Source organism: Bacteroides sp. 3_1_13, from assembly GCF_001185845.1.
Lineage (GTDB): Bacteria > Bacteroidota > Bacteroidia > Bacteroidales > Bacteroidaceae > Bacteroides > Bacteroides xylanisolvens.
The window spans coordinates 2963935-2988887 of sequence record NZ_KQ236955.1 but is presented as its reverse complement, the minus strand read 5'-3'; the positions used below and the strand labels follow the sequence as shown (position 1 = coordinate 2988887).

At 43.6% G+C, this 24953-nt stretch carries 17 protein-coding genes; 2 read left to right on the top strand and 15 right to left on the bottom strand.

The genetic code is table 11. The annotated features are described in order from the left end of the window. Positions 1-84: 84 nt before the first annotated feature. The 8 genes from HMPREF9009_RS10870 to HMPREF9009_RS10835 all read right to left on the bottom strand — a co-directional run bounded on the left by HMPREF9009_RS10870 (position 85) and on the right by HMPREF9009_RS10835 (position 12005). Entirely contained in the window at positions 85-1473 is a 1389-nt protein-coding gene (locus HMPREF9009_RS10870; RefSeq protein ID WP_049702344.1) for a DUF4374 domain-containing protein, read from the bottom strand. A 40-nt stretch (positions 1474-1513) separates the two neighbouring features. Continuing rightward, entirely contained in the window at positions 1514-3928 is a 2415-nt protein-coding gene (locus HMPREF9009_RS10865) for a TonB-dependent receptor (RefSeq protein WP_004321848.1), read from the bottom strand. A 191-nt stretch (positions 3929-4119) separates the two neighbouring features. Then, a complete protein-coding gene (locus HMPREF9009_RS10860; protein ID WP_008770745.1) occupies positions 4120-4971 on the bottom strand; it encodes an SDR family oxidoreductase in 852 nt (283 codons plus the stop codon). Beyond that, complete coding sequence (locus tag HMPREF9009_RS10855) at positions 4968-6191, bottom strand: NADH:flavin oxidoreductase (protein WP_004312420.1); 1224 nt, start codon at positions 6189-6191, stop codon at positions 4968-4970. Before HMPREF9009_RS10855 ends, HMPREF9009_RS10860 begins: the two co-directional genes overlap by 4 nt. Positions 6192-6242: 51 nt before the next feature. After that, on the bottom strand, positions 6243-7004 hold the full coding sequence (locus HMPREF9009_RS10850; protein WP_008024796.1) for a DUF1295 domain-containing protein: 762 nt from the start codon (positions 7002-7004) through the stop codon (positions 6243-6245). A 193-nt stretch (positions 7005-7197) separates the two neighbouring features. Then, entirely contained in the window at positions 7198-8541 is a 1344-nt protein-coding gene (locus tag HMPREF9009_RS10845) for a citrate/2-methylcitrate synthase (RefSeq protein ID WP_004299485.1), read from the bottom strand. A 20-nt stretch (positions 8542-8561) separates the two neighbouring features. Next, positions 8562-9758, bottom strand: a complete 1197-nt coding sequence (icd, locus tag HMPREF9009_RS10840) for an NADP-dependent isocitrate dehydrogenase (RefSeq protein ID WP_008650282.1) — start codon at positions 9756-9758, stop codon at positions 8562-8564. A gap of 3 nt (positions 9759-9761) precedes the next feature. Continuing rightward, the gene (locus HMPREF9009_RS10835; RefSeq protein WP_008024798.1) at positions 9762-12005 is read right to left on the bottom strand and encodes an aconitate hydratase; all 2244 of its coding nucleotides are present in this window, start codon (positions 12003-12005) and stop codon (positions 9762-9764) included. A 66-nt stretch (positions 12006-12071) separates the two neighbouring features. Here HMPREF9009_RS10835 and HMPREF9009_RS10830 point away from each other — a divergent pair, with 66 nt between their 5' ends. Next, positions 12072-14009 (top strand): AAA domain-containing protein, encoded by a 1938-nt coding sequence (locus HMPREF9009_RS10830; RefSeq protein ID WP_049702343.1) that lies wholly within the window; start codon positions 12072-12074, stop codon positions 14007-14009. 143 nt (positions 14010-14152) lie between these two features. Here the strand turns inward: HMPREF9009_RS10830 and HMPREF9009_RS10825 are convergent, their stop codons facing one another. From HMPREF9009_RS10825 to ilvD, 6 genes are all read right to left on the bottom strand, one after another. Further along, positions 14153-16120, bottom strand: a complete 1968-nt coding sequence (locus tag HMPREF9009_RS10825; RefSeq protein WP_049702116.1) for an LruC domain-containing protein — start codon at positions 16118-16120, stop codon at positions 14153-14155. Between the two features lie 191 nt (positions 16121-16311). Further along, positions 16312-17355 carry a ketol-acid reductoisomerase gene (ilvC, locus tag HMPREF9009_RS10820; RefSeq protein WP_008015592.1) on the bottom strand — a complete coding sequence of 348 codons (1044 nt, stop codon included), beginning with the start codon at positions 17353-17355 and terminating at the stop codon, positions 16312-16314. A 67-nt stretch (positions 17356-17422) separates the two neighbouring features. Beyond that, positions 17423-18166 carry an acyl-[acyl-carrier-protein] thioesterase gene (locus HMPREF9009_RS10815; protein WP_008015591.1) on the bottom strand — a complete coding sequence of 248 codons (744 nt, stop codon included), beginning with the start codon at positions 18164-18166 and terminating at the stop codon, positions 17423-17425. Positions 18167-18171: 5 nt separating this feature from the next. After that, positions 18172-18729: an acetolactate synthase small subunit gene (gene ilvN, locus HMPREF9009_RS10810; RefSeq protein WP_004299476.1), complete on the bottom strand. Its 558-nt coding sequence runs from the start codon at positions 18727-18729 to the stop codon at positions 18172-18174. 57 nt (positions 18730-18786) lie between these two features. Then, on the bottom strand, positions 18787-20481 hold the full coding sequence (ilvB, locus tag HMPREF9009_RS10805) for a biosynthetic-type acetolactate synthase large subunit (RefSeq protein WP_004313582.1): 1695 nt from the start codon (positions 20479-20481) through the stop codon (positions 18787-18789). A 124-nt stretch (positions 20482-20605) separates the two neighbouring features. Continuing rightward, positions 20606-22405, bottom strand: a complete 1800-nt coding sequence (gene ilvD, locus HMPREF9009_RS10800) for a dihydroxy-acid dehydratase (RefSeq protein ID WP_004312414.1) — start codon at positions 22403-22405, stop codon at positions 20606-20608. A 481-nt stretch (positions 22406-22886) separates the two neighbouring features. Between ilvD and HMPREF9009_RS10795 the strand changes: the two genes are divergently transcribed. Beyond that, entirely contained in the window at positions 22887-23465 is a 579-nt protein-coding gene (locus HMPREF9009_RS10795) for an FKBP-type peptidyl-prolyl cis-trans isomerase (RefSeq protein ID WP_004313581.1), read from the top strand. A 141-nt stretch (positions 23466-23606) separates the two neighbouring features. On the opposite strand, the gene HMPREF9009_RS10790 is transcribed toward HMPREF9009_RS10795, so the two are convergent. Continuing rightward, the gene (locus tag HMPREF9009_RS10790) at positions 23607-24893 is read right to left on the bottom strand and encodes an L-cysteine desulfidase family protein (RefSeq protein WP_049702115.1); all 1287 of its coding nucleotides are present in this window, start codon (positions 24891-24893) and stop codon (positions 23607-23609) included. Positions 24894-24953: the final 60 nt, after the last annotated feature.

The following is a 24953-nucleotide window of genomic DNA, read 5'->3' as shown; positions in this document are numbered from 1 at the left end:
CAATCCTATTTCTTGAAAAAGCCTGCAAAGCTTTCCGCTCGGCAGGCTTTTATATACAAAAGATTCTCTATTTAACCGACTGTATTATTTTGAAAGATATTCCATCTTACCTACCGTAGTGATAGCGTCAGCCTCTACCGTCAAACCTTTAACTGCCTTGCCTGTTTTTGCGTCTATTTTATAGAAGGCCGGTTTCTCGCCCGTAGTCACAGTGACAGCCATATAAGCATAGCCTTTTTCTCCATAAGGCTCGCCACCAAATTTTCCGTCAGCCGGCAGACCTGTAACAGGCATAATCGTCTGATCTTCCGCCTTGAAAACAGCTAATTCGCTGACATCTGCACTTGTACCGCCATTAATCATATCTTCCGCTCCCTTTTTATACAATTGAAGCAGGAAGTAATCTTCAGAGATGTGCCAGCAACGGAAAATAGGATGTTTAGTGCCTATCTCTTCAAAGTTCACATAGTAATCCGGATCGAAATCTGTTGCGCCTGCTTTGATACGCATTGCGCCCGAAGGCTTCTGTCCTGTAACCTTCTTCAAATCTGAAGATGAAACTGCCGTACGTCCATATCCGGGAGAGAACACATAGACGTCACCATTATCAGCAGCCCAAATGGTCTGATAATATTGTGAACGCATACGACCGCATGCATAGCCTATTTTATCAGTCTTGGCAATCACCGGAGTCTCATTGAAGTTCGTGCCACTATAAATTGCCACGTAAGCATTATCCGGGTATTGTGTAGAAGGAATGACACCGGCTGTATATGCACCGCTGCCGCTACCACCGTCAGTCTTAGTCACAAGTTCCTGATCTGTCACAGCTTCCGGCCATTTTTTAATACCGTACTTACTCATTCCCATTGGGATGACAGATGTATAAATCTTATTGTTAGCTTCAACCAGACCTGCCCATGAAACTTTTTCACCATTACCCAAGTAATTTTCGGCAAGCAAGGTACCCTCTTCCTGACTGCCGTCGGTTGCATCCAGATAGTTGAACAACAATGCTTGAGCCACATTCTGATCCTCATCCGTTATTTTCGAGTCCCCGGTGGAAACAGTCACCACTTTATCCCCCCAAGTTCCATAAGACGTGATACGATTATAAGTGTATGTGTACTTTTCTTTCATTTTACCATCTGCACCCAGATAATAGGAAGCGCCTGTACCTGCGCCACCTTTATTATAAACCAAAGCAAACACATAATCCAATCCTTTATATACCCAATAGGTACCGCCAATCACTTCAGTTCCATTCCCTTGGGTCGACACTGTTCCTTCATCCAAAGAATTGGCTACTACCAAATAACTTGCTTCACCAGTTGTGGCAGCCACCACATAAGCCGTTTCTCCATCAATCGGAGGGTTATCCACCGAATTATTATCATCGTCGCAAGATGCCACAAACACACCGCTACTCAAACAAAAAGCTACAGCAAAAGCCTGTAATAAAAACTTCTTCATATATTCTTTATTATTGATTGATACTAAAAACTTACTCTTATTATTTACCGAAAAACACTCTGAACTTTCCATAGAATGCGCGCCCCGCTTTTTGCAGGCTAAAATTGTCAAACAGTTGGGCATCGGTGAAATTCCGACATTCAAATGATACATTATAACGTCCATTCTTCATGGTGTAGGACAAAGACAGATTATGAGAAAACTGTTCCGGCACCATATTCTTTGAATCTTTATCTCCGAGATTTTCCCAATAAAGAGGAAAATCGTGCTGCCAGTAGCTATCATAGCCGATGCTCAACACATTTCCTTTGACAAACAGGTCATTCCAATAAAAATTTGCATTGATATTAGCATAACGATAGGGCAGATTCGGCATACGCACTTTATAGTGCATGCTTTCTTGCAAAGAGGAACCCGCCAGAAACTTTTCGTAATCACGAGTATCGATGCTATTGAATGTTCCTCCTATATCAAACCAACGCGAGAAGCTATAAAGCAATGACAAATTATACCCTTTGGTCCTTACGTGACCGTGGTTCTCATAATATCCGTAGCTTGTTCCTCCCAATACGTCCAGTCCTCTTTTTATGTAATCTTTCGTATCCCGATATATCAAACCGGCCTCGGCATACAATCCATGCTTGCCAAACTGATGATTATAGCTGAAACTCAAATTGACATTATCACTTTTCTCCGGTTTCAGATTCATTTTGCCAGCTTCAAGGTCTTCATCTCCAAAGAGTTCGTCCGTGGTCGGCAGGCGGAAAGCCTTTTCGTACGAAAGTTTCACCTGAAGATCTTTCCATATAAAATAGGTACCTGCCGCTCCATATCCAAGAGCGCTTGCCGTATTGGACAGATTGATATAATTGCCTATTCCATCCGTATTCTGCGATACCGGTCCCTTGTTGTATTGCCGATAATATTTGGCAAATGCCGACACATTCCATCTGTCCGACGGCATCAGACGGTAAGAAAGCCCGCTGACGTTTTTACGAGTGATTTTAGGAATAGAAAAGTCCGTGAATTTGGAAGAAGCACCGATGGTAGAACGGCTCGTACGTTCAAAATCACTGATTACATGACTGAAAGTAAACGTATGCGCCTGTCCGATATGATAATTCATCTTCAGCGTCCCATTCCAGTTTCTATTTTTAGATTCACTGTTCTGGTAAGACTGTTCTCCCCGGCTACCTTTTTCATAAAAATCTCCACGCCAGTTGTAAGCCCGCGAAGCGGTATCGACATTGTTGGTGATATTATGATTGTAATTGGCAGTCAACAGCAGATCCAGGTTTTTCACCAATAAGTTCTTTTTGTAATATTCTAAAGAAGGGACCAACGAATGTCCTTTGCGGAATTTTTCACCGAACACGACATCTTGATAAACGCCTGTTTGTATCTCTTTATAGAAATGGGAATAATTGAAACTCAACGCCAAACGGTCTGCCCATTTCTTTCCTACCAGGCCGATTTTTCCAATCACGGCTTCATTATGATACTGGTCATTAAAACGTTTCAGATGATAAATCTTATTTTTATCAAGTGGCGGAAAACGTACGCTTCCATCTTCTTTAATCTCAAATTCGCGTACGTAAGTGTCTACATAATAATCATTATCCGAAAAGTTTTGAAAAGCATTGACCTCATACATAAAACCATTCTTGAACGTTTGTCCGAAGCGCACGTATGATTTATGAGTATTAAATGACCCGTAAGAATAGGAAGCGTCCATAAACCACTTTCCGGGTTGCTTGTTGGTGACAATATTAACCACTCCCCCAATAGCATCGGTTCCGAATCCTACAGGAACCACTCCTTTATAGACTTCTATACGGTCGGCAAAATTAATAGGAACATTGTTCAAATCGAATGCGGCACCGGCTCCTTCCTGTGGTATGCCGTCAATGAAGATTTTCACATGTTTCCCGCTAAAGCCATCGATATACAATTGCATATCCGATCCCACTCCACCTGATTCGCGGAGTTTTACACCGGGCACTTTAGTCAGTGCACCCGCCAAAGTCTGCGTACTATTATGCAATTTCTTCGCATCAATGGCTACCGCATTAAAAGCAGACTGATTCACACGGCCGACTCCGGATGTCGTGACCAGCACCTCTCCCAGTTCTTTTACCGCCGGCGCGATAGTGACGTTTACTTTTATTCTTTCTCCCTTGGCTAATTTAACTTTCTTTTCTACCGTTTGATAACCGATAGCCGAAACGACGAGTGTATATTCACCTGCTGTAGTTTTCAAATGATATATACCTTTTTCATCGGTATAACATCCTTGGTTGGTTCCTTTCAGATAAACTGTCGCAAAATCCACCACTTCTTTTTCTGTAGACATCACTCTGCCCGAAATTAAACTACTACGATGACGCCCATGTTGTGAATATACAGATACGGAAAACAAGAATGCCAGAAAAACTAAAAAATATTTATTGCTCATCTCCTTTTTACCTTTTTACTTTATACCTTTTCATTGCTCTAAAAGCGATGCAAAGGTAAGCAGAAAGAGGGATGCCAAACAATCCCTATCTATTGGTAAAAATAAGACAACAAAAATGAGATATATAGATATGTACAATACCTATATATAAGTAAATACTGGATAATTTAAATAAAAAAAGAAAAGAAAACCTACTTCAGCCAACTCGCCAACGCACGTTCCGTTACCTCCCACAACTGCTCTTTTTGCACATGATTCGTGTATTTATCAGACAAGTTTTTCCGGTGGTTATTGACATACAGTTGTCCTGTCACACCGGCTTCCTTTTCGTCCAACAGTAAACCGATTGCCGTAGAAGCCCCTTTCTTGGGTTTACGGATAAAAGGACGGAAAAAAATATCCGTTAACGGATCGAACCACTTGTGCATAGTGATGATATCAGTAGAAACAATTCCCGGATCGGCAGCATTGACGGTAATCCCCTTCTCTCGAAGTTGCTCGGAAAGCTCGAAAGTAAACAATAATAAAGCCAACTTCGTGTTACTGTAAACAGGAATCCGCCAAAACGTTCCCGTTTTCCCTCTATGAAAGAAATCTGGGAAGTCGAGCTTGCCGATTGCGTATGTACAGGAAACCATATTTACGATACGCGCTCCACGCACCATCAACGGAATTAATTTCCGGGTAAGCAGATAAGGTCCCATGTAGTTCACACTTACTGTTCGTTCGAATCCTTCGGAAGTAGTATGAAAACCTGTCTCCATCGTTCCGGCATTATTCATTAACAAAGAGATGGGAAGATTCCTTTCTAAGATCTGACTGGCAAAAGCAACTACGGATTGCATAGAAGATAAATCGATAGCTATTACTTCCAAATCCGGGTTTCCAATTTCCTTGCTCAAACGTTCACGAACAACCTCCGCTTTCTTCGGATGATAACAAGCCATTATGATTCGATAACCGGCTTTGGCTACGGCACGTGTTATTTCTGTTCCCATTCCTCCGTCCGCACCGGTGATGATTGCCCATTTCATTTCACTCATTTTTTCTCCAGTTTATCAATCTCCTTTTGTAAAGAGGAAGGTAATTGTTCTTTCAAATGTTGATGACAAGCCATTTCTATCGTATACATACGTCCTATGCAATAATTACTGTGTCCACAGTTGCAGCGTGCTTGTTCCTCCTGTTTCATCCGGTTCACGAATCCCGGTTCGTTCAGTAATGCTCTCGCCATCTGCACGGCATCAAAACCGGAATCGAGCACTTCATCTATTTTCTGACGGGAAACAAGACCACCGACATAAATCAACGGCGCATCCGGAAGAGCCGCACGGAATTTCAGTGCATCTTCAAGGAAATAGGCCTCTTTGAAGGGTACAGAGGGGATCATCCATTTGCCAAACATACGGACTCCGTATTTCAGCCACCAACAATTCATATAGTAAGACATCGAACGAATCGGCATGGCACCTCTCATCACATACATCGGCGCTTTGCTGACAAAACCACCACTCAACACCAATCCATGAGCGCCAAGTTCCAACAGACGTTTGGCCACTTGTATGGATTCGTCTATCTCCATTCCTCCTTTGAAGCCGTCGCGCATATTCATTTTTACGAAAACTGCCATATCATTGCCCGCCGCTTTCATCACTTCTTCCATCACCATATCCATAAAACGCATCCGGTTTTCGAGCGAACCGCCGTATTCATCTTTCCGATGATTGGTGTAGGGAGACAGGAATTGACTAATCAAATAGCCGTGCCCCGCATGTACTTCAACGGCGTCAAACCCGGCTTTCCTCGCCAGATTGACTGCATTTCCATACGCTTTCGCCATTTCCGGAAGCTCCTCTTTTTCCATTCCACGCACAAACGTAGGAGAATAGAGGTTGAAGCCTGAAGATGCGGATATAGGAGTGACACCACATATATTTTTATGGGACATATTTCCACAATGCCCGATTTGTATACCTACTGCGGCACCTTCATCGTGCACGGCTTTTGTCAATTCGTGTAAACGGGGAATAATGGACGGACGCAACCACAACTGACGGTCGAAAGAAAGTCCGCTTTGTGTCACGGCAGCATAAGCCACTGTTGTCATACCCACTCCCCCCGCAGCTACCGACCGATGGTAATCCAGCAACATTTGCGTGGGAGTATTCTCCGGACACATGCTCTCAAAAGCTGCCGAACGGATCGTTCGATTCCGCAGCGTCAAAGGGCCAAAGGTGACCGGGCTAAAAAGTTTAGATTCCATAGTAGTTGATATTTTATTTAAGTCATACGTAAGTCATGATAAAAAGCGCCCCTAATAAAGGAAAGGGAACACTCGTTTCCGTTCTCCCACTGCGTCTCCGAATTCTTCCCGGTAACGGCACCAAATAGCGTTGGCACGGGGAACAAGGTTAGCAATCGTCCACCAAAGGAAGACCAGACCGGAAAGTGAACAAGTGAGTATCGCCCAACCTGCCCATTCTACTATCTCACCGAAATAGTTGGCGGAAGTGACATAACGGTACATTCCTTTTTGAGGCAGATAATGCCGGGTGTCTCCCGGTTTGCGCAAATGACGGATGATATAATCCGACTGCCAGTTCAACAGCATACCTGCGAAAAAGAGCAGTGTGCCGAAAATAAACCACGGTGAAGTGAACCAGCCGGCTTGATACATCGTTTCGGGAGCAAGATAGAAAATCCATTTCCCTTGCATATAACCATTCAGCAAATTAAAAAGAACTCCCATCGACATGATTGCCAGTGGCATCTTACTTTTCCCTTTCAATAGCAAAGGGAAGATGAAAGCACGCTGAAAATAGTGAATTTGAAAGAAGAGGAAGAAAGTGAAAATCACCGGTTCAAACCGACGTTCGGAATAGATCCACATCACGCACATCACCACAAAAACCGGAGCTTCCATCAATATCCAGGCTAGCTTATTGGAGATAGCTACTCCCCACGATGCTGTGCGGAAAATACCATATCCGGCTTTCACAAAGTAAAGGGCGATAAAAACAAACAAAGCAATCAGGCTCATCACCCCCAGAAACAGATTAAAAGTATCTATACTCATACCGATCTATTTTGTAACACGCAAAAATAACAAAAATGAGATAAACGACGATACAAAAAATAGAAAGAATCTGAAGTACATTCTTTTACGAACATAAAAAAGGAGAAAATATAAAATTTCCCGGATGCGCTTCTGAAATGATCAGGCACACATCCGGGATTACTTATCTATTTAATAAAAGGATTGATTCTTATCAGCGTTTCTTAATTGGGATATAAGCCAAATCATCAAGTACATTTTTATAAGCCGGGCGGATAATCCGTTTACCGTCGAAGGTCAATTCTTCATTGCGGTGTGCACACCAGCCTACGATACGTGCCATGGCAAACAGTGGAGTGAAGATTTCCTGCGGCAAACCGATCATTTCATACACGAAGCCCGAATAGAAATCGATATTGCTGGACACTGTCTTTCCGTTGTTTTTAACCCGTCCGAAAGTAGCGATGGCACGTTCTTCCAACAGTTCGAGGAAAGCAAATTCGCTTTCTCTGCCTTTTTCACGGGCAAGGTCGCGAGCCAGTTCTTTCAATAGAAGAGCACGAGGGTCGGAGATGGTATAAACGGCATGTCCGATACCATAGATCAATCCGGTTTTGTTATACACTTCTTTGTTCAACATTCGGGTGTAGTAAGTGTCTATCTCATCTACACTTGTCCAGTCTTTGATATTTTCCTTCAGGTGCTGGAACATGTCAGCAACCTGAATATTGGCACCTCCGTGAAGCGGGCCTTTCAGCGAACCGATACCTGCGGCGATGGCCGAATAAGTATCTGTTCCGGTAGAAGAAGTAACGCGAACGGTGAAAGTGGAGTTATTACCACCACCGTGCTCTGCCTGAAGAATCAATAACAAATCGAGGGTACGTGCATCCAGTTCGGTATAGTCTTTTTTCAGCATATACAGGAAATTCTCGGCAATAGAGAGCTTTTCCTGCGGATGGCGGATATGCAGAGAACGTCCGAAAGTAGCATGACGAAGCATATTATAAGCATAAGCGATGATAGTGGGGAACTTTGAAATCAGTTCAATACTCTGACGCATCAGGTTATCCCGGGAGGTATCATCCGCATTTGCGTCAAAACGATACATTTCCAATACGCTGCGTGAAAGAATATTCATGATGTTGTTTCCTTCCAACTCGATGATGTTCATTTTCGTTTTCTGTTCCAACGGCATATTGTCATTAATCAACTCACGGAAAGAAAGCAATTCTTCTTTATCCGGCAGACGTCCGGAAAGCAATAGGTAAGCCACTTCTTCGAAGCCAAAGCGTTTCTCTTTGATTATAGCGTGAGAAATATCTTCTACATCATAACCGCGATAGAACAGTTTTCCCGGTATGGGTTTCAGTCCCCCCCCCGGAACACGTTCATATCCTACTACATTACCGATTCTGGTTAAACCTACCAATACACCTGTGCCGTCTTCATTACGCAATCCGCGCTTCACATCAAACTTGGAGAACAATTCTGTATCAATCCGGGTAGCTTCCTTCATTTCCTCGGAAAGCTTGTAAATCAAGTACTCTTTTTTCATCTTTCTTCGTTTTTTATTCGTTACTTTTGTTTTTCAATTCTTTCCACGATCTCACGAGTGAAAGCGGAAGTAGAGAGGGAGGTTCCATTCGGCATAAAACGGGCTAAATCGTGTGTAGCACGAGCGTCCAAGAAGCTTTGTTCCAAGGCTTTCTCTATCAGAGCAGCCGCTTCTTTCCAGTCAAAATATTCGAGCATCATTACTGCCGAAAGGATAATAGAACAAGGGTTCACCACATCTTTTCCCGCAATATTGGGGGCTGTTCCGTGAGTCGCTTCAAAGATGGCATGACCTGTCTGGTAGTTGATGTTTGCTCCCGGAGCGATGCCGATACCGCCTACCATGGCCGCCAGTTGGTCGGAAACGTAGTCTCCATTGAGGTTTAAGGTGGCTATTACGGAATATTCTTCGGGAATCAGGAGTGTATTTTGTAAGAAAGCATCTGCAATGCAATCTTTTATCACCAGTCTGCCATCTGCCAAAGCATCGCCAAATTCACGTTGCGCCAGTTCGTAGCCCCATTTTTTGAAACCACCTTCGGTAAACTTCATGATATTCCCTTTATGCACCAGTGTTACGGAAGGCAAATGATGGTCGAGCGCATACTGGCAGGCAGCACGTACAAGACGCTCCGTGCCCTCACGTGATACAGGTTTCACACCGAAAGAAGAGGTTTCCGGGAAACGGACTTTTGTCACGCCCATTTCGTCTTTCAAGAATTGATAGAACTTTTCAGCTTCCGGAGTTCCGGCTTCCCATTCGATACCTGCATAAATATCTTCCGTATTTTCACGGAACACACACATATTCACTTTCTCCGGTGATTTGACAGGCGACTGTACTCCCTGATACCAACGAACCGGACGAAGACAGACGTATAAATCAAGTGTCTGACGCAGTGCTACGTTCAACGAACGGATTCCACCTCCGACAGGAGTTGTCAACGGACCTTTGATTCCTACCAGGTATTCCTGAAAGGTTTCCATTGTTTCATCCGGCAACCAGGAACCAGTCGCGTTGAAGGCACGTTCTCCCGCCAACACTTCTTTCCATTCGATCCGACGTTTGCCGCCGTATGCTTTCCGGATAGCTGCGTCCACTACGGCTTGCATGGCAGGAGTTACTTCGGCTCCTACTCCATCGCCGGTAATATAAGGTACGGTAGGCACATCGGGTACCAACAGCGTACCATCTGTTTGCATGGTTATTTTGCTCATTTTTTATCTTGTATTTAAGGCAGAACCGGCACGGAACCAAGCTATCTGCTGTTCATTATAGGTATGTTGCACTTCAAAACTTTCTTTCGTTCCGTCTTCGTGATGAAGAATAATCGTCAGATTGCGCCCCGGTGCGAAATGGACTAAGCCTGATACGGACAAAAGATCGTGTTCCCGAATCTTGTCATAGTCTACTTTATCTACAAAAGTAAGAGCAAGCATTCCTTGTTTTTTCAGATTTGTTTCGTGGATACGGGCAAAACTCTTAGCCAAAATGACACGTACATTGAGGAAGCGTGGTTCCATGGCTGCATGTTCACGGCTGGAACCTTCTCCATAATTCTCTTCGGCAACAACAATAGACGGAATACCTTCGGATTTATACATCTTTGCCGTACCGGAAACTGTTCCATAAGTATTTGTCGAACGATTCCAAACACTATTCGTTTCACCATTGAAAGCATTGACAGCTCCCATCAGCATATTGTCGGAAATATTCTCCAAATGTCCCCGGAAGCGGAGCCATGGACCTGCCATAGAGATATGGTCGGTAGTACATTTTCCCTGTGCTTTAATCAATAAAGGCATGTTCAGCAAGTCCTGTCCGTCCCATGCCGGGAAAGGAGTCAGAAGCTGGAGACGTTGGGAATCCGGTTTTACCCTGATTTCCGTTTTTGCTCCGTGGGGGGCAATATATCCCTCATTTCCCTGTTCAAAACCTTTCAAAGGAAGTTCATCTCCTACAGGCTCGGAGAGTTTCACTTTTTCTCCGTTATGATTCACCAGTCTGTCTTTCAACGGGTTGAAACAGAGATCACCGGCTATTGTTAACGCCATCGTTAGTTCCGGAGAAGCTACAAACGCGTATGTGTTGGGATTACCGTCAGCGCGTTTGGCAAAATTACGATTGAAAGAGGTGACGATTGAGTTTTTTCGTGTCGGATCGTCCGTCTGACGTTTCCACTGACCGATACAAGGTCCACAAGCATTTGCCATAATCGTGGCTCCCAACCGTTCAAAAGCTTCAATCATACCGTCTCTTTCGGCAGTAGCCCGGATTTGCTCCGAACCCGGATTGACGATCAGCGGAGAAGCGACGCTCAAATTCTTTTCTGTCACCTGCTTTGCCAGAGAAGCTGCACGGCTCAAATCCTGATAAGAAGAATTGGTACATGAACCTATCAAGCCCACCTCCATTTTACGAGGGTAGCCGTTCAATAACACTTTTTCTGCAAATTCAGAGATAGGAGTAGCGGCATCCGGTGTAAACGGCCCGTTTATATAAGGTTCGAGTTCTGACAAGTCAATTTCAATCACACGGTCGTAATAGTTGGATGGTTCGTCGGTCACAATGTCGTCTGCACGAAGGTCTGCACCAACAGATTCAGCCCAATCGACTACACAATCTCTTCCGGTAGCTCTCAAATAAGTAGCCATGCGTCCGTCAAACGGGAATAAAGAGGTAGTAGCTCCAACTTCGGCACCCATATTGCAAATGGTAGCTTTCCCGGTAGCAGAAAGGGATTCGGTTCCGGGACCAAAATATTCGATAATAGCATTCGTTCCTCCTTTTACGGTAAGGATGCCGGCCAGTTTCAGAATCACGTCTTTCGGAGAGGTCCAACCGCTTAGTTTTCCGGTCAGACGGACACCGATAATCTTCGGCATTTTCAGCTCCCATTCCATTCCTGTCATCACATCCACGGCATCCGCACCACCAACACCGATAGCCACCATGCCCAGTCCGCCTGCATTAGGCGTATGAGAGTCTGTTCCCACCATCATACCGCCGGGGAAAGCATAGTTTTCGAGCACTACCTGATGGATAATTCCTGCTCCCGGTTTCCAGAAGCCGATACCATAACGGGAAGATACATCACGGAGGAAGTCGTATACTTCTTCATTGGTTAGTCTTGCCGTAGCAATATCCGCCTTTGCACCTTTATACGCCTGTATCAAGTGATCGCAATGCACTGTTGAAGGCACAGCCACCTGATCCTTACCTGCATTCATAAATTGAAGCAATGCCATCTGCGCAGTTGCATCCTGCATAGCCACACGGTCGGGACGGAAATTCACATAATCCTCCCCCCGTTTGTAATCTTTCAAATCGGCTACATCATACAGATGAGCATACAAAATCTTCTCGGCCAACGTCAAAGGGCGTTTCAGTATAGCCCGTACGTGTTCTACCTTTCCTTTATAAGCAGCGTAGAAAGCTTCTAACATAGTCACATCATATACCATATTGCTTTTTGTTTTTTTAGTCTATCTATTAAAATAACGAACGACGTTCGAGTAATGTTTAACAAAATGAAATATTTTTTCTACCCGGAACGAAGATTTGTTACCTTTGCGCCTATTATGAGTAATAATCCGAAAAGTCCCATTATAGACCTTCAGCAGCAGCAACTCCTCCTGCGGATGGAGTATGAATATGAGAAGGAAGAATTTAAGCGGCAGACCGAAACAATGGGCGTTGCCCGTAAAGTGAAGCGCGGTCTCTGCTGGTATCCTGTCTCTCTTGGCCGAAGTTACTACAATTCGCTGAATCAGCTTGTAATAGATATTACACGGACCGAAAATAAAGAAATAGAGCATTCCTTTGAGTTCGGCCGTCCTGTTTGCTTTTTCCACCAGTCATTCGAAGGAAAAGTGAAGTATATGGATTTCATCGCTACCGTCAGCTTTGCCGACGAAGAACGAATGGTCGTTGTACTCCCCGGAGCGGGAGCTTTAGCGGAACTGCAAACTGACGGTATACTGGGGGTACAACTTTATTTTGACGAAACATCGTACCGGGCCATGTTCGAGGCACTGGAAGACACGATACGCGCCAAAGACAACCGCCTGGCGGAACTGCGCGACATTTTGTTGGGTACCCAAAAACCGGGATTCCGCGAATTATATCCTGTCCGCTTTCCATGGCTGAACAGTACACAGGAAACAGCAGTCAACAAGGTGCTATGTACGCGTGACGTATCTATTGTTCACGGTCCTCCGGGAACCGGAAAGACAACGACTCTTGTCGAAGCGATTTACGAAACGTTACACCGGGAACCACAAGTGCTTGTCTGTGCACAAAGCAACACGGCTGTCGACTGGATTTGTGAGAAACTGGTAGACCGGGGAGTACCCGTGCTCCGCATTGGAAATCCGACCCGAGTCAACGACAAAATGCTTTCATCCACCTACGAACGCCGGTTTGAAAGTCATCCTGCCTATCCGGAGCTTTGGGGAATCCGTAAATCTATCCGCGAAATGGGTAGCCGGATGCGCCGGGGTAGTTATTCTGAACGGGAAGGAATGCGTAATCGCATGAGTCGTCTCCGCGACCGTGCCACGGAGTTGGAAATACAAATCAATGCCGATCTTTTCGACAGTGCCCGTGTGATTGCTTCTACCCTAGTCAGCAGCAACCACCGCCTGCTCAACGGACGTCGTTTTTCGACTTTATTCATCGACGAAGCTGCACAAGCCCTCGAAGCTGCCTGCTGGATCGCTATCCGCAAAGCAGACCGGGTCATCCTTGCAGGAGATCATTGTCAGCTTCCGCCGACTATCAAATGTATAGAAGCTTCCCGTGGAGGATTGGATCATACATTAATGGAAAAAGTCGTTCAACAAAAACCTTCCGCGGTCTCTCTATTAAAAGTACAGTACAGAATGCATGAAACCATCATGCAGTTTCCCTCCGACTGGTTTTATCACGGAGAACTGGAAGCTGCTCCGGAAGTACGCTATCGGGGGATTCTTGATTTCGACACTCCCATGAACTGGATCGATACTTCAGAGATGGACTTTCACGAAGATTTTGTAGGAGAAAGCTTCGGACGCATCAATAAGCAGGAAGCCAACCTACTACTGCAAGAACTGGAAACTTACATCGAACGTATCGGCAAAGAGCGAATACTGGATGAAAGAATTGATTTCGGTCTGATTTCGCCATACAAGGCACAAGTGCAATATTTGAGAGGAAAAATAAAAGGAAGCAGCTTTTTACGCCCTTTCCGCAGCCTCATCACCGTGAATACGGTAGACGGCTTTCAGGGACAGGAGCGAGACGTTATTTTCATCAGTCTCGTACGTGCCAACGAGGACGGACAAATCGGGTTTCTAAATGACTTGCGAAGAATGAATGTAGCGATTACGCGGGCAAGAATGAAACTTGTTATATTAGGAGATGCCTCCACCCTTGCCAAGCATCCTTTCTATAAAAGGTTGATGTTATTCATTAAAAAGGAGGATTAAATACTTAATCCTCCTTTTAACAAAGCACACTTTCTCCCGAAACCACACTTTTTTTAACACAAACAAAACAAACAATATTTTACATCAGTACTATTCTTAATTTTTCATCCTCAAAGATAGTCGATTATTCTAATGCGATCCAACTATTTCCACCATTTTATTTGCGGATCGCGCGTTTTTGCCCATTCTGCAAATTTAGGATATGTTTTGTCAATGCGCTGATTCTCCTTTTTAAGATCTAAATTCAAAATAGAAGCGTCCAAACGTGCATCTACATGAATAGCAAACGGAAAACCATCCTTGCAAATGAAATAGGTACCATCTACATCACCACGAGAAATATCAGCTCCGGAAGGGAAACGATTATTCGCACCAGTCGTCGGCTTATGATCTGTCAGATGGACTTCTGTGGCAGAGTTGAATACTTTTATAAAAGGATTATAAGGAGCTACCACCACTGATTTATCAAGAGTAGGGTTATTAAATTGTATGGATACCGTATATGTCTTCTCTTGAATATTCTGATTAATCATATCCTCCGCATTCACATTGGATACTCCCAATTCAGCTTTAGCATCCTTGAATAATGTTATCACATTACCTGAATAGGAAGAAGTTTCACTACCATTAACCGTTACTTTAGAAGCTTTACTCAAATCGAAAGGAACTTCATAAGCAAACGAGTTCTTATAATTAGCTCCCGTCCAAGCCAAGGTGAACTTATCAATAATATTAAGCACCTTATTATCTATATTATAATCAACGCTTGACTGATATTTCATGACCACATCATTCAAGTCATAATCTCCTTGTTCCGGCCAGTTATCTTCAAAACCAAGCACTCCAGAATACTTTTCTGTTCCTTGCCGATCACCCGGATTAGGAACATCCGGCACTTCAATAGCAGCAATAGGATTAGAAGAGATGACGAAAGCAACATCATTATAGTCATTTTCTCCATTTTTCCAGTCTTCCATTGTTATCACATTCACTCTTTCACCTACTTTATTTTTTGCTGCAAAAATTGCAGTGTGAGAAATTTTGTCACTATTCAAAGATTTAGTCGAATAGAACATATTTCCATTGGCCTTAACACCTCTCCAACCGTCATTCCAAATTAGGAAACCAATCTTTGTACCTGCTGGGATACGTTCCGGTTCTTCTTCCGGAAAGCTGCCTGTCTCATTTATATATTTCAAATTTACCGCAACCCCACTATAATTACCCAGACTACTTTTATGTGCATTAGGGAAGATTACACATGCATGCTTTGCAGCTTGTCTTATTTCATCAATACTGGCATTTTCCGAATAACAATAGTAAGCAAACACACTTTGCGCACCTGTATCTCCTCCGAAATAGTTGACAACGACATTCGCATCTTCTTTTATCAGAATATCAGCATCATCAGAGACTAAATTAGTTCCTACATTATTCTTTCCTTCCGGAAAATATGTCGTTATATAACTCTTGAGAGTTGCGTCCACATTTATTTTTTTGGAAGCATCCAGATAGTTAGGTCTACCAGTATTTACATTCCAAGTTCCTAATACATTCGGAATTACATTTGTAATAAATTTCAAAGAGGATCTTGTTTGTGCACTTCTCGTTGATGAATCCACAGGAGTAACATCAAGAGCATTCTCGAAGGTTATTTTTGCGCTGACATCCGAACCGACAACTTTAGTTTTATACAAAGTCGGCACACCAAAATCCGGAGAATAAATATAAACTTCTGAAACAGCTGTCGGGAAAGAAGCCGGTTTGATATAACGTCCTTGTATATCTGTAAATCCGGTTGCAATGTGTGACACCCCTGCTTTCTTTATAATCTGACCGCCTTCTGCCACATAAGAAAGCGGATTTTCAGCATAAACTTCAAAATAAGCTCTAGGACATTCCTTTCCATAATCAATATTCAATTGAATATTTTTAGTAGTAGCAAAGTCGAAATAGTTATCTAAAGTAACCTCCTCTTCTTTATCTCCTGAATTAGCAGGATCATATACATCTTTCTGCAAACAGCTGGAGAAAGCAACAGAAACAACACCAATAACACATACTAATTTAGTAATGTTAATCATTCTTTTGGGCAAGTTAAAATACATCATACTTCTCGTTTATTTTATTTGATGGTGCAAATATAAACATAAACTTGCATATTTTAGTCATATTATAGATATATTTTTCTAAAAAAAGCAATTTAAAGGATTCACTCCTCCTTTTATACAATGTATTTCCAATAAAAAAGGAGAGAACTATTTGCTCTCTCCCCTCTTAAAACTTGTATAATTTATCCAGTTTAATTATTCTCCGGACGAAGTTTACGAACAGTTACAGCAGTCTGCCACATTTCGCTCTCGCGTAATTGACGGAGTTCTTCGTTCAATTTTTCACGATAATCAGGTTGTGAATTACTGTCGATAGAAATCTGTGCTTCGTTACCAGTCTTCACACTGTTATACAACTTTTCAACTACCGGTTTGATAGCATCGTGGAATGGGCCCATCCAATCGAGAGCACCACGTTGAGCAGTAGTAGAGCAGTTAGCGTACATCCAGTCCATACCGTTCTTTGCGAACAACGGCATCAACGACTGTGTCAGTTCTTCCACTGTTTCATTGAATGCTTCAGAAGGACTATGACCGTTTTCACGCAATACTTCGTACTGTGCCAGCAACAAACCTTGGATAGCACCCATCAATGAACCACGTTCACCTGTCAAGTCAGAAGTAGCTTCACGTTGGAAAGTTGTTTCGAACAGATAACCGGAACCGATACCGATACCTAGTGCGATAGTTCTTTCGTAAGCCTTGCCTGTAGCATCCTGATAGATAGCATAAGAAGAGTTCAAGCCACGTCCTTCGAGGAACATAGTACGCAAAGATGTACCCGAACCTTTAGGAGCAACCATGATAACGTCGATATCAGCAGGAGGAACTACACCTGTACGGTTGTTCCAAGTGATAGCAAAACCGTGTGAGAAATAAAGAGCTTTTCCGGCAGTCAGGTAAGGCTTGATAGTAGGCCATACAGACATTACTGCTGCGTCAGACAACAGACACATTACAATAGTACCTTTCTCACAAGCTTCTTCGATACCGAACAAAGTTTCACCCGGAACCCATCCGTCCGCTACTGCCTTATCGTATGTTTTTCCTTCACGTTGACCAACGATTACATTGAAACCGTTATCACGCAAGTTCAGCGCCTGTCCAGGACCCTGTACGCCATAACCGATTACAGCGATTGTTTCATTTTTCAATACTTCACGAGCTTTTTCCAATGGAAATTCGTCACGGATTACTACAGTTTCAGTAGTACCTCCAAAATTCAACTGTGCCATTTTCTTTTTGTTTTTAGTTTTTGATGACTTACGCCATCTGTTATTAATTGATTTTATATTCTCACATTTATTCAAATATCACTTTCGAGCGGCAAACAACTTCGTTGCCATTCTTCTTCACTTCTACGTGAAACTCGTTTGCGTTCACTTCATCGCAGAAGAAAGAGAGTTCATCACCAAAATAGCTTTCCGCCACATACGCCATTTCAAAACGACGGATACGTTTGGTCTTATACAATTCAATCGGGAACAAATCAAGGATATGCTCGATGTAACGGATGCTGTTTACATGACCGTTGATATCTATATCACTGTATTTTGCCGTCAGGGTAGCTATCGGCTGATCGCTTGTCACTTTGATGCGTGAAGGCTTTTCAATCGGGCAAGGCTCATCACAGACATAGTCTACGATACTTCCCCCATGCAAAGTCAACAAGTCGGCAGGCTTGCGGGTATTAAGATTAATCATTGCCCATACGGAACGTGCGTAGCCAATCTTCTTCCCATCCTTATCAATAATAGCAAAATTACGGTCCGTAAACAAGCGGTAGACATTTTCCACCCACGTCTGAACCGAGAAATTCTCATACTGATAAGGCATTTCATCCAACTCAATAGCCAGACGTGAAAGCACCCATGTGTAATTGTCCTCATTCAGCGTTGCAATACCAAAACCACGGTCATTGGCGTGAAAACCTGCACAATTCAGCAGATGATTTCCCAGTACCCCCATAGTCAGACGTCCGTTGAAGTCAACATGGAACGGTTCTGCCACAAACTGATAAGTCCCTATTCTATTTTCTTCATTCATTATTCTTATTGGTTTTTACTTTGGTTATACATAGCTTCCCGTCCATCGAGAAACTCATTCACCCGTTCAAAACAGCTGGTAGTAATCGCTACACGTCCCGAACGAACAAACTGCAAAACACAATTCAAAGCCTTCAGTTCACCATAGAGCGAAGTTATATCTTCGCTCATTCCATTTTTCTCGACAATGGAAAATACCGGATTGACTTCCACTATACGTGCATTGTATCTACGGATCAGCTTGGATGCTTCCGGATTCTCCTGAAAAGCAGGAGTAGACACCTTATATAATGCAATCTCGTGGAAATAAATTTCATCCTCTGTGAAATAATGTGCCTGAATCACGTCGATCTTCTTTTCGATCTGTTTCACTACCTTCTCAATGATGTCCTTATCAGTCCAGGCTGTTATTGTATACTTATGTACACCTTTAATAGAAGAAGCAGATACATTCAGACTCTCAATATTTATTTGCCGACGGGTAAATACAGCAGTTACCTGATTCAGCAACCCGGCTATATTCTCCGAATGAACAATGATTGTATATAACGTTTTATCACTCATAACTCTAATTTTTTAAATGCGAACCCTCAACTCTCCATTCTCAACTCTCAACTTCTCCTAGCACTCCAGCAACATCTGGTTTACCGAACCACCTGGAGGAGTCATCGGCAAAACATTGCCTTCTTCCACCACGCAAGCTTCGAGCAGGAACGGACCGTCCGTTGCCAGCATTTCAGCAATAGCTTCCTTCAGTTCTTCACGAGTGAAAGCACGTTTGGAAGGAATATCATAAGCCGAGGCCACTTTCATATAATCCGGATTCAACATCGGGGTAAACGAATAGCGACGGTTGAAAAACATAGCTTGCCACTGACGTACGTTTCCGAGGTAATTATTGTTCAGGCAGATAATCTTCACCGGAGCCTTCTGCTCCATAATCGTACCCAGTTCCTGAATATTCATTTGCAGTCCGCCATCTCCCATAAATACGCATACGGTACGTTCCGGTGCTCCGAAAGTTGCCCCGATAGCTGCGGGAAGCCCGAAGCCCATTGTTCCAAGTCCTCCGGAAGTAATGATACTGCGTTCTTTCGTATATTTAAAGTAGCGTGCAGATATCATCTGATTTTGACCTACATCTGTTACCAAAACAGCTTCATGGTGAGTAGCGTCACTTACCGCACGTACCACTTCCCCCATACTCAACGAGTTTGTGGCAGGATGAAGTTCAGGACGGATTACTTTTTCCTCCTCTACTTTCTCATATTCTTTGAAGCTATCAATCCATTCGGTATGAGTGTGCTTTTTCAGAAGTTTCGTCACAGAAGCCAGTGTTTCCTTGCAATCTCCCAATACAGCTACATCTACCTTTACATTCTTATTAACTTCCGCAGGATCGATATCAAAATGAATCACTTTTGCCTGTTTGGCATAAGTAGCCAAATTACCGGTCACACGGTCGTCAAAACGCATACCGACAGCAATCAGCACATCACATTTATTGGTATTGATATTCGGTCCCAGATTGCCGTGCATACCCAACATACCTTTATTCAACGGATGTTCTGTTGGCAAAGCCGAAAGCCCGAGCAGCGTACAACCCGCAGGCATATCCGCTTTTTCGATAAACTCGCGCAATTCGCTCTGTGCATTTCCCAGTTCAACACCTTGTCCAACCAATACAAGCGGACGTTCAGCGTTATTAATCAGTTCGGCAGCAGCCTGTACAGACTCCTCGTCCGTATCGGGAACAGGAACATAGCTACGGATAAAATCGACTTTCGTCGGTTCGTATTTCGTTTTCTCTACTTGCGCATTTTTGGCAAAGTCCAGTACCACCGGCCCCGGACGACCACTACGAGCAATGTAAAACGCACGTGCTACCGCCCAGGCTACATCTTCCGCACGGCGAATCTGATAACTCCATTTAGTGATTGGCTGGGTGATACCTACCAAGTCAACTTCCTGAAAAGCATCCGTCCCAAGAAAGCCTGTTCCGACCTGTCCGGCAATCACTACGATAGGCGTACTATCGATCATCGCATCCGCAATGCCTGTTACCGTATTGGTTGCTCCGGGACCGCTCGTCACCAGGCAAACACCTACATCACCCGATACACGGGCATAACCCTGTGCGGCATGGGCAGCTCCCTGTTCGTGACGAACCAAGATATGATTCAATATATTTTGATGATCGTACAAGGCATCGAATACCGGCATAATAGAACCACCGGGGTAACCAAAGATGGTAGTCACTCCCTGATGTTCCAAGGAGCGCATCAAAGCCTCTGCACCTGTTATTAAATCTTTCATATTAGTTGATAGTTGATAAATGATAAATGATAGTTGAGAAATGACAGTTGAAAATGAATGGTTTACAATCATTGCGCTAAGTGCTGCGCAGCTAACTATTACCTATCAACTATCACCAACTATATTATATAATTCTCACTGCTCCCTTATCGGCAGAGCTTACCATGCTGGCATACGCCTTCAGGCTCTTCGGTACATAACGGTCACGAGTAACAGGAGTCATCGGACGGGCCGCCAGTTCTTCATCCGTCAGTCGCACGTTAATCTTCCGGGCCGGAATATCGATTTCGATAATGTCTCCGTCTACAATTTTTCCGATATTGCCTCCAGCTGCCGCTTCAGGAGAAATATGTCCGATACTCAATCCGGAAGTTCCACCGCTGAAACGTCCGTCGGTAATCAAAGCACATTCTTTTCCGAGATGACGGGATTTTATATAAGAGGTAGGATAAAGCATTTCCTGCATACCGGGACCACCCTTCGGACCTTCGTGCGTGATGACGACGACGTCGCCACTGACGACTCGACCTCCGAGGATGCCTTCACAGGCTGCTTCTTGCGAATCAAATACTTTGGCAGGTCCGGTAAACTTCCAGATACTTTCGTCTACACCTGCTGTTTTTACTACACAACCATCTTGAGCAATATTACCTTTCAATACGGCCAGTCCGCCGTCTTTGCTGTAAGCATGTTCCAAGTCACGAATACATCCGTTTGCACGGTCCTTATCCAGTTCCTTATAGTACATACCTTGTGAACCAAGTACGAGATTGAATTTATTTCCGGCTGCGCTCGAATATTTCTTAATTGCTTTTTCGCTCACATTCGGGCTGGTGATTGAATATTCATTAATGGCTTCTGCCAGTGACATTCCGTCTACCCGACGAACGGATGTATCTATCAAACCTCCCTTTGCCAGTTCGTCCATAATGGCAATGATACCACCGGCACGGTTTACATCCTGAATATGATATTTCTGTGTATTGGGAGCCACCTTGCAGAGACAAGGAGCCTTGCGGGAAAGCATGTCGATATCATCCATCTTGAAGTCTACCTCTGCTTCGTGAGCAACAGCCAACAAGTGAAGAACCGTATTGGTAGATCCCCCCATTGCTATATCCAGCGTCATGGCGTTCAGGAAAGCCTGACGGGTAGCGATGCTACGGGGAAGTACACTTTCGTCTCCTTCTTCATAATATAATTTTGCATTTTTCACGATCAGTTCCGCAGCGTCTTTGAAAAGTTGCGTACGGTTTTCGTGTGTCGCTACAATGGTTCCGTTGCCGGGAAGAGCCAGTCCGATTGCTTCATTCAGGCAGTTCATCGAGTTGGCGGTAAACATACCGGAGCAGCATCCGCAAGTAGGACAAGCATTTTGCTCGATATTCGCTACTTCCTGATCGCTAACACTCTCGTCGGCCGATTTAATCATCGCATCGATCAAATCCAGGTGCTGGCCATTCCATTCTCCCGCTTCCATCGGACCACCCGATACAAATACGGCAGGGATATTCAGACGCATAGCCGCCATTAACATTCCGGGAGTGATCTTATCGCAATTACTGATACATACCATTGCATCCGCCTTGTGCGCATTAACCATATATTCTACGCTATCTGCAATGATGTCACGTGAAGGAAGCGAATAAAGCATACCGTCATGTCCCATTGCTATACCATCGTCGATAGCTATTGTATTGAATTCCGCAGCGAAGCATCCCAGCTTCTCAATCTCTGCCTTCACCAGCTGACCGATTTCATGTAGGTGTACATGCCCCGGGACAAACTGTGTGAACGAATTGACGATAGCGATAATGGGTTTACCCATTTGATTCTTCTTCATGCCGTTGGCTGCCCACAATGCACGGGCTCCCGCCATCCGACGGCCTTGTGTACTAAACGAACTGCGTAATTGCTTTTTCATTTCAATCTATCTTTTAATTAAAGAGCCTTCCTCACACAAGTGAGAAAGGCTCTAAATTCTATCTTTTATGGTACGAACACATACAACACAAAAACCTTTCTCACGCTCTTGATGGGACCACCACGACGCGAATAATATGCAGGACTGCTAGGTTAATAGATGTATGTAACATATTCATATCTTCTTTTCTTTATTTTCGTGCTGCAAAGGTAAGGGCTTTTTTATTATATCCAAACAAATCGAAGAAAAAAATCACTTAAAAGCGAATAATTGTAAGAAAAGAGAGGTATTATTTCTCTATTTTATCACTTAAAGGTTGAATTTACAACTATTATCTAACTGCGCACCTCACTTCCTTTTTCTGACAAAAGCACTTAATAATCTGAAATTTACCCTCCCTATACCGGAGTACAAGCAAATAATTCGTATCTTTGTAGACCCGTATTTACGGGAATTATTAATCAGAAACAAAAAAGATCAGATGGAAACAGTAGAAAACAAGTACATTACCGTTGCATACAAACTATATACAATGGAAGATGGTGAAAAAGAGTTGTTCGAAGAAGCAAAAGCAGAACATCCCTTTCAATTCATTTCAGGATTAGGAACAACACTCGAAGATTTCGAAAATCAGATAACTGCTCTTTCTAAAGGTGATAAATTTGATTTTACCATTCCGGCAGATAAGGCTTACGGACAATATGACGAACAACACGTTATTGACCTCCCCAAAAATATTTTTGAAATAGATGGCAAGTTTGACAGCGAACGTATTAAAGAAGGTAACATCGTACCTTTGATGACTGGCGACGGTCAGCGCGTGAATGCCAGCGTAGTAGAAATTAAACCGGATGTTGTAGTAGTTGACCTCAATCACCCGTTGGCTGGTGCCGACCTGATTTTCGAAGGTGAAATACTGGAAAGCCGTCCTGCTACCAACGAAGAAATCCAGGAATTGGTGAAAATGATGAGTGGCGAAGGTGGTTGCGGTTGCGGATGCGACAGCTGCGGTGATGGCTGTGGCGACGACTGCGGTTGCGAAGGCGGACACTGTCATTAATTGAAGTATTAAGTATAAAGTATTAAGTATTAATTTCGTGCGAATATAGCCGGAGTTTTAATACTTAATACTTTTTTTATGCCGTCATTCCGGCTAATACTTAATGCCTAATACTTAATACTTGATACTTAATACTTAAAATCAGCATCCTTTGTGCGTCATGATGTCAAGCACCATTTTATCCGTTTCGTTCATGGCTTGCGAGCCGATTCTTGTCAGGTTACGGATACTTTGGTCTACATCTTCATCTATAATTCCTTCTACGGAAGTCACACAACGGTCTTCCATTGCCATCATGGCAGACAGTACGGCTGTCGAAACTCCGGTGGTTACCTTCAAGGCACAACTCGGTTTTGCACCGTCACAAATCATTCCTGTCAAATTGGCAATCATGTTTTGAACAGCGAAGGCAACCTGATTGTAGTTTCCTCCCATTAACCAGGTGATTCCACAACTGGAACCTGTGGCAGCTACCACACAACCACACAAAGCAGACAGACGCCCCAAACTTTGTTTGATATATATAACAGTGAGATGGCTAAGCATTAAAGCACGGATCAGTTCTTCTTCACTTTTTCCGTTTTCTTCTGCAAAGACAACGACAGGAAGTGTAGCGGATATCCCCTGATTACCACTGCCGGAATTACTCATTACAGGAATCATAGCACCGGCCATACGGGCGTCACAGGCAGCCGACGTATAAGAAAGGATATGAGAAAACACGCTATCCCCCATCACTTTATGCTCATAAGTTCCCCGAAGCATTTTCCCTAAAGAATGTCCGTAGTTACCTTTAAAGGCTTGCTCGGCAGCAGCTTTGTTCAAACGGGCTGTGTCAAGGATGAAACGGATTTCATCCAGCGGAGCAGTCAGTGCAAAGTCATATACTTTACGCAAGTTTAGTTCGGGCGAAGCCTCTTCCTCTTCCTCGCTGACTGTCTGTTGCTTGTCGAGCAACGTTTGTTCATTTTTGGCTATATATATAAAGGTAGTATGTCCACCGGCAATGATGGCTTTAGCCGTTTTATCTTCCGTTTTACAAATCACTTCGATATACAGCTTTTCCGTAATATCTTCTTTTAGAGAAATACAAATCCGTTTTTCTGCGATGAATTGTTTTCCCTGCTCCACCGCTTCCGGCGTACAATCCCTCAATACCTCCAACTGATAATCTGATTTGCCAATCAACGCACCCAAAGCAACCGCTATGGGAAGCCCGACCATACCCGTTCCCGGTATTCCGACTCCCATGGCATTCTTTAATATATTAGCACTTAACAGGACTTCTATCTTTTCCGGTTTCGCTCCCAGTGTTTCGGCAGCTTTAGCTACACAAAGCGCTACTGCGATAGGTTCCGTACATCCGATAGCCGGAATGACCTCCTTCTTAATCAATTCTATAATTTGCCTTCTTTCTGATTCAGTCATGGACTTATAAGTTTTGGTTCCACAAAAATAGGAAATTCTTTCTTTTCCAACATTCTATAA

Coding starts and splice junctions, on each gene's coding strand:
- HMPREF9009_RS10850 (WP_008024796.1), bottom strand. CDS start 7,004: ATGAGTATAGATACTTTTAATCTGTTTCTGGGGGTGATGAGCCTGATT.
- icd (WP_008650282.1), bottom strand. CDS start 9,758: ATGAGCAAAATAACCATGCAAACAGATGGTACGCTGTTGGTACCCGAT.
- HMPREF9009_RS10830 (WP_049702343.1), top strand. CDS start 12,072: ATGAAATATTTTTTCTACCCGGAACGAAGATTTGTTACCTTTGCGCCT.
- HMPREF9009_RS10845 (WP_004299485.1), bottom strand. CDS start 8,541: ATGAAAAAAGAGTACTTGATTTACAAGCTTTCCGAGGAAATGAAGGAA.
- ilvB (WP_004313582.1), bottom strand. CDS start 20,481: ATGAAAGATTTAATAACAGGTGCAGAGGCTTTGATGCGCTCCTTGGAA.
- HMPREF9009_RS10860 (WP_008770745.1), bottom strand. CDS start 4,971: ATGAGTGAAATGAAATGGGCAATCATCACCGGTGCGGACGGAGGAATG.
- HMPREF9009_RS10795 (WP_004313581.1), top strand. CDS start 22,887: ATGGAAACAGTAGAAAACAAGTACATTACCGTTGCATACAAACTATAT.
- ilvN (WP_004299476.1), bottom strand. CDS start 18,729: ATGAGTGATAAAACGTTATATACAATCATTGTTCATTCGGAGAATATA.
- HMPREF9009_RS10855 (WP_004312420.1), bottom strand. CDS start 6,191: ATGGAATCTAAACTTTTTAGCCCGGTCACCTTTGGCCCTTTGACGCTG.
- HMPREF9009_RS10825 (WP_049702116.1), bottom strand. CDS start 16,120: ATGATGTATTTTAACTTGCCCAAAAGAATGATTAACATTACTAAATTA.
- HMPREF9009_RS10815 (WP_008015591.1), bottom strand. CDS start 18,166: ATGAATGAAGAAAATAGAATAGGGACTTATCAGTTTGTGGCAGAACCG.
- HMPREF9009_RS10870 (WP_049702344.1), bottom strand. CDS start 1,473: ATGAAGAAGTTTTTATTACAGGCTTTTGCTGTAGCTTTTTGTTTGAGT.
- ilvC (WP_008015592.1), bottom strand. CDS start 17,355: ATGGCACAGTTGAATTTTGGAGGTACTACTGAAACTGTAGTAATCCGT.
- HMPREF9009_RS10835 (WP_008024798.1), bottom strand. CDS start 12,005: ATGGTATATGATGTGACTATGTTAGAAGCTTTCTACGCTGCTTATAAA.
- ilvD (WP_004312414.1), bottom strand. CDS start 22,405: ATGAAAAAGCAATTACGCAGTTCGTTTAGTACACAAGGCCGTCGGATG.
- HMPREF9009_RS10790 (WP_049702115.1), bottom strand. CDS start 24,893: ATGACTGAATCAGAAAGAAGGCAAATTATAGAATTGATTAAGAAGGAG.
- HMPREF9009_RS10865 (WP_004321848.1), bottom strand. CDS start 3,928: ATGAGCAATAAATATTTTTTAGTTTTTCTGGCATTCTTGTTTTCCGTA.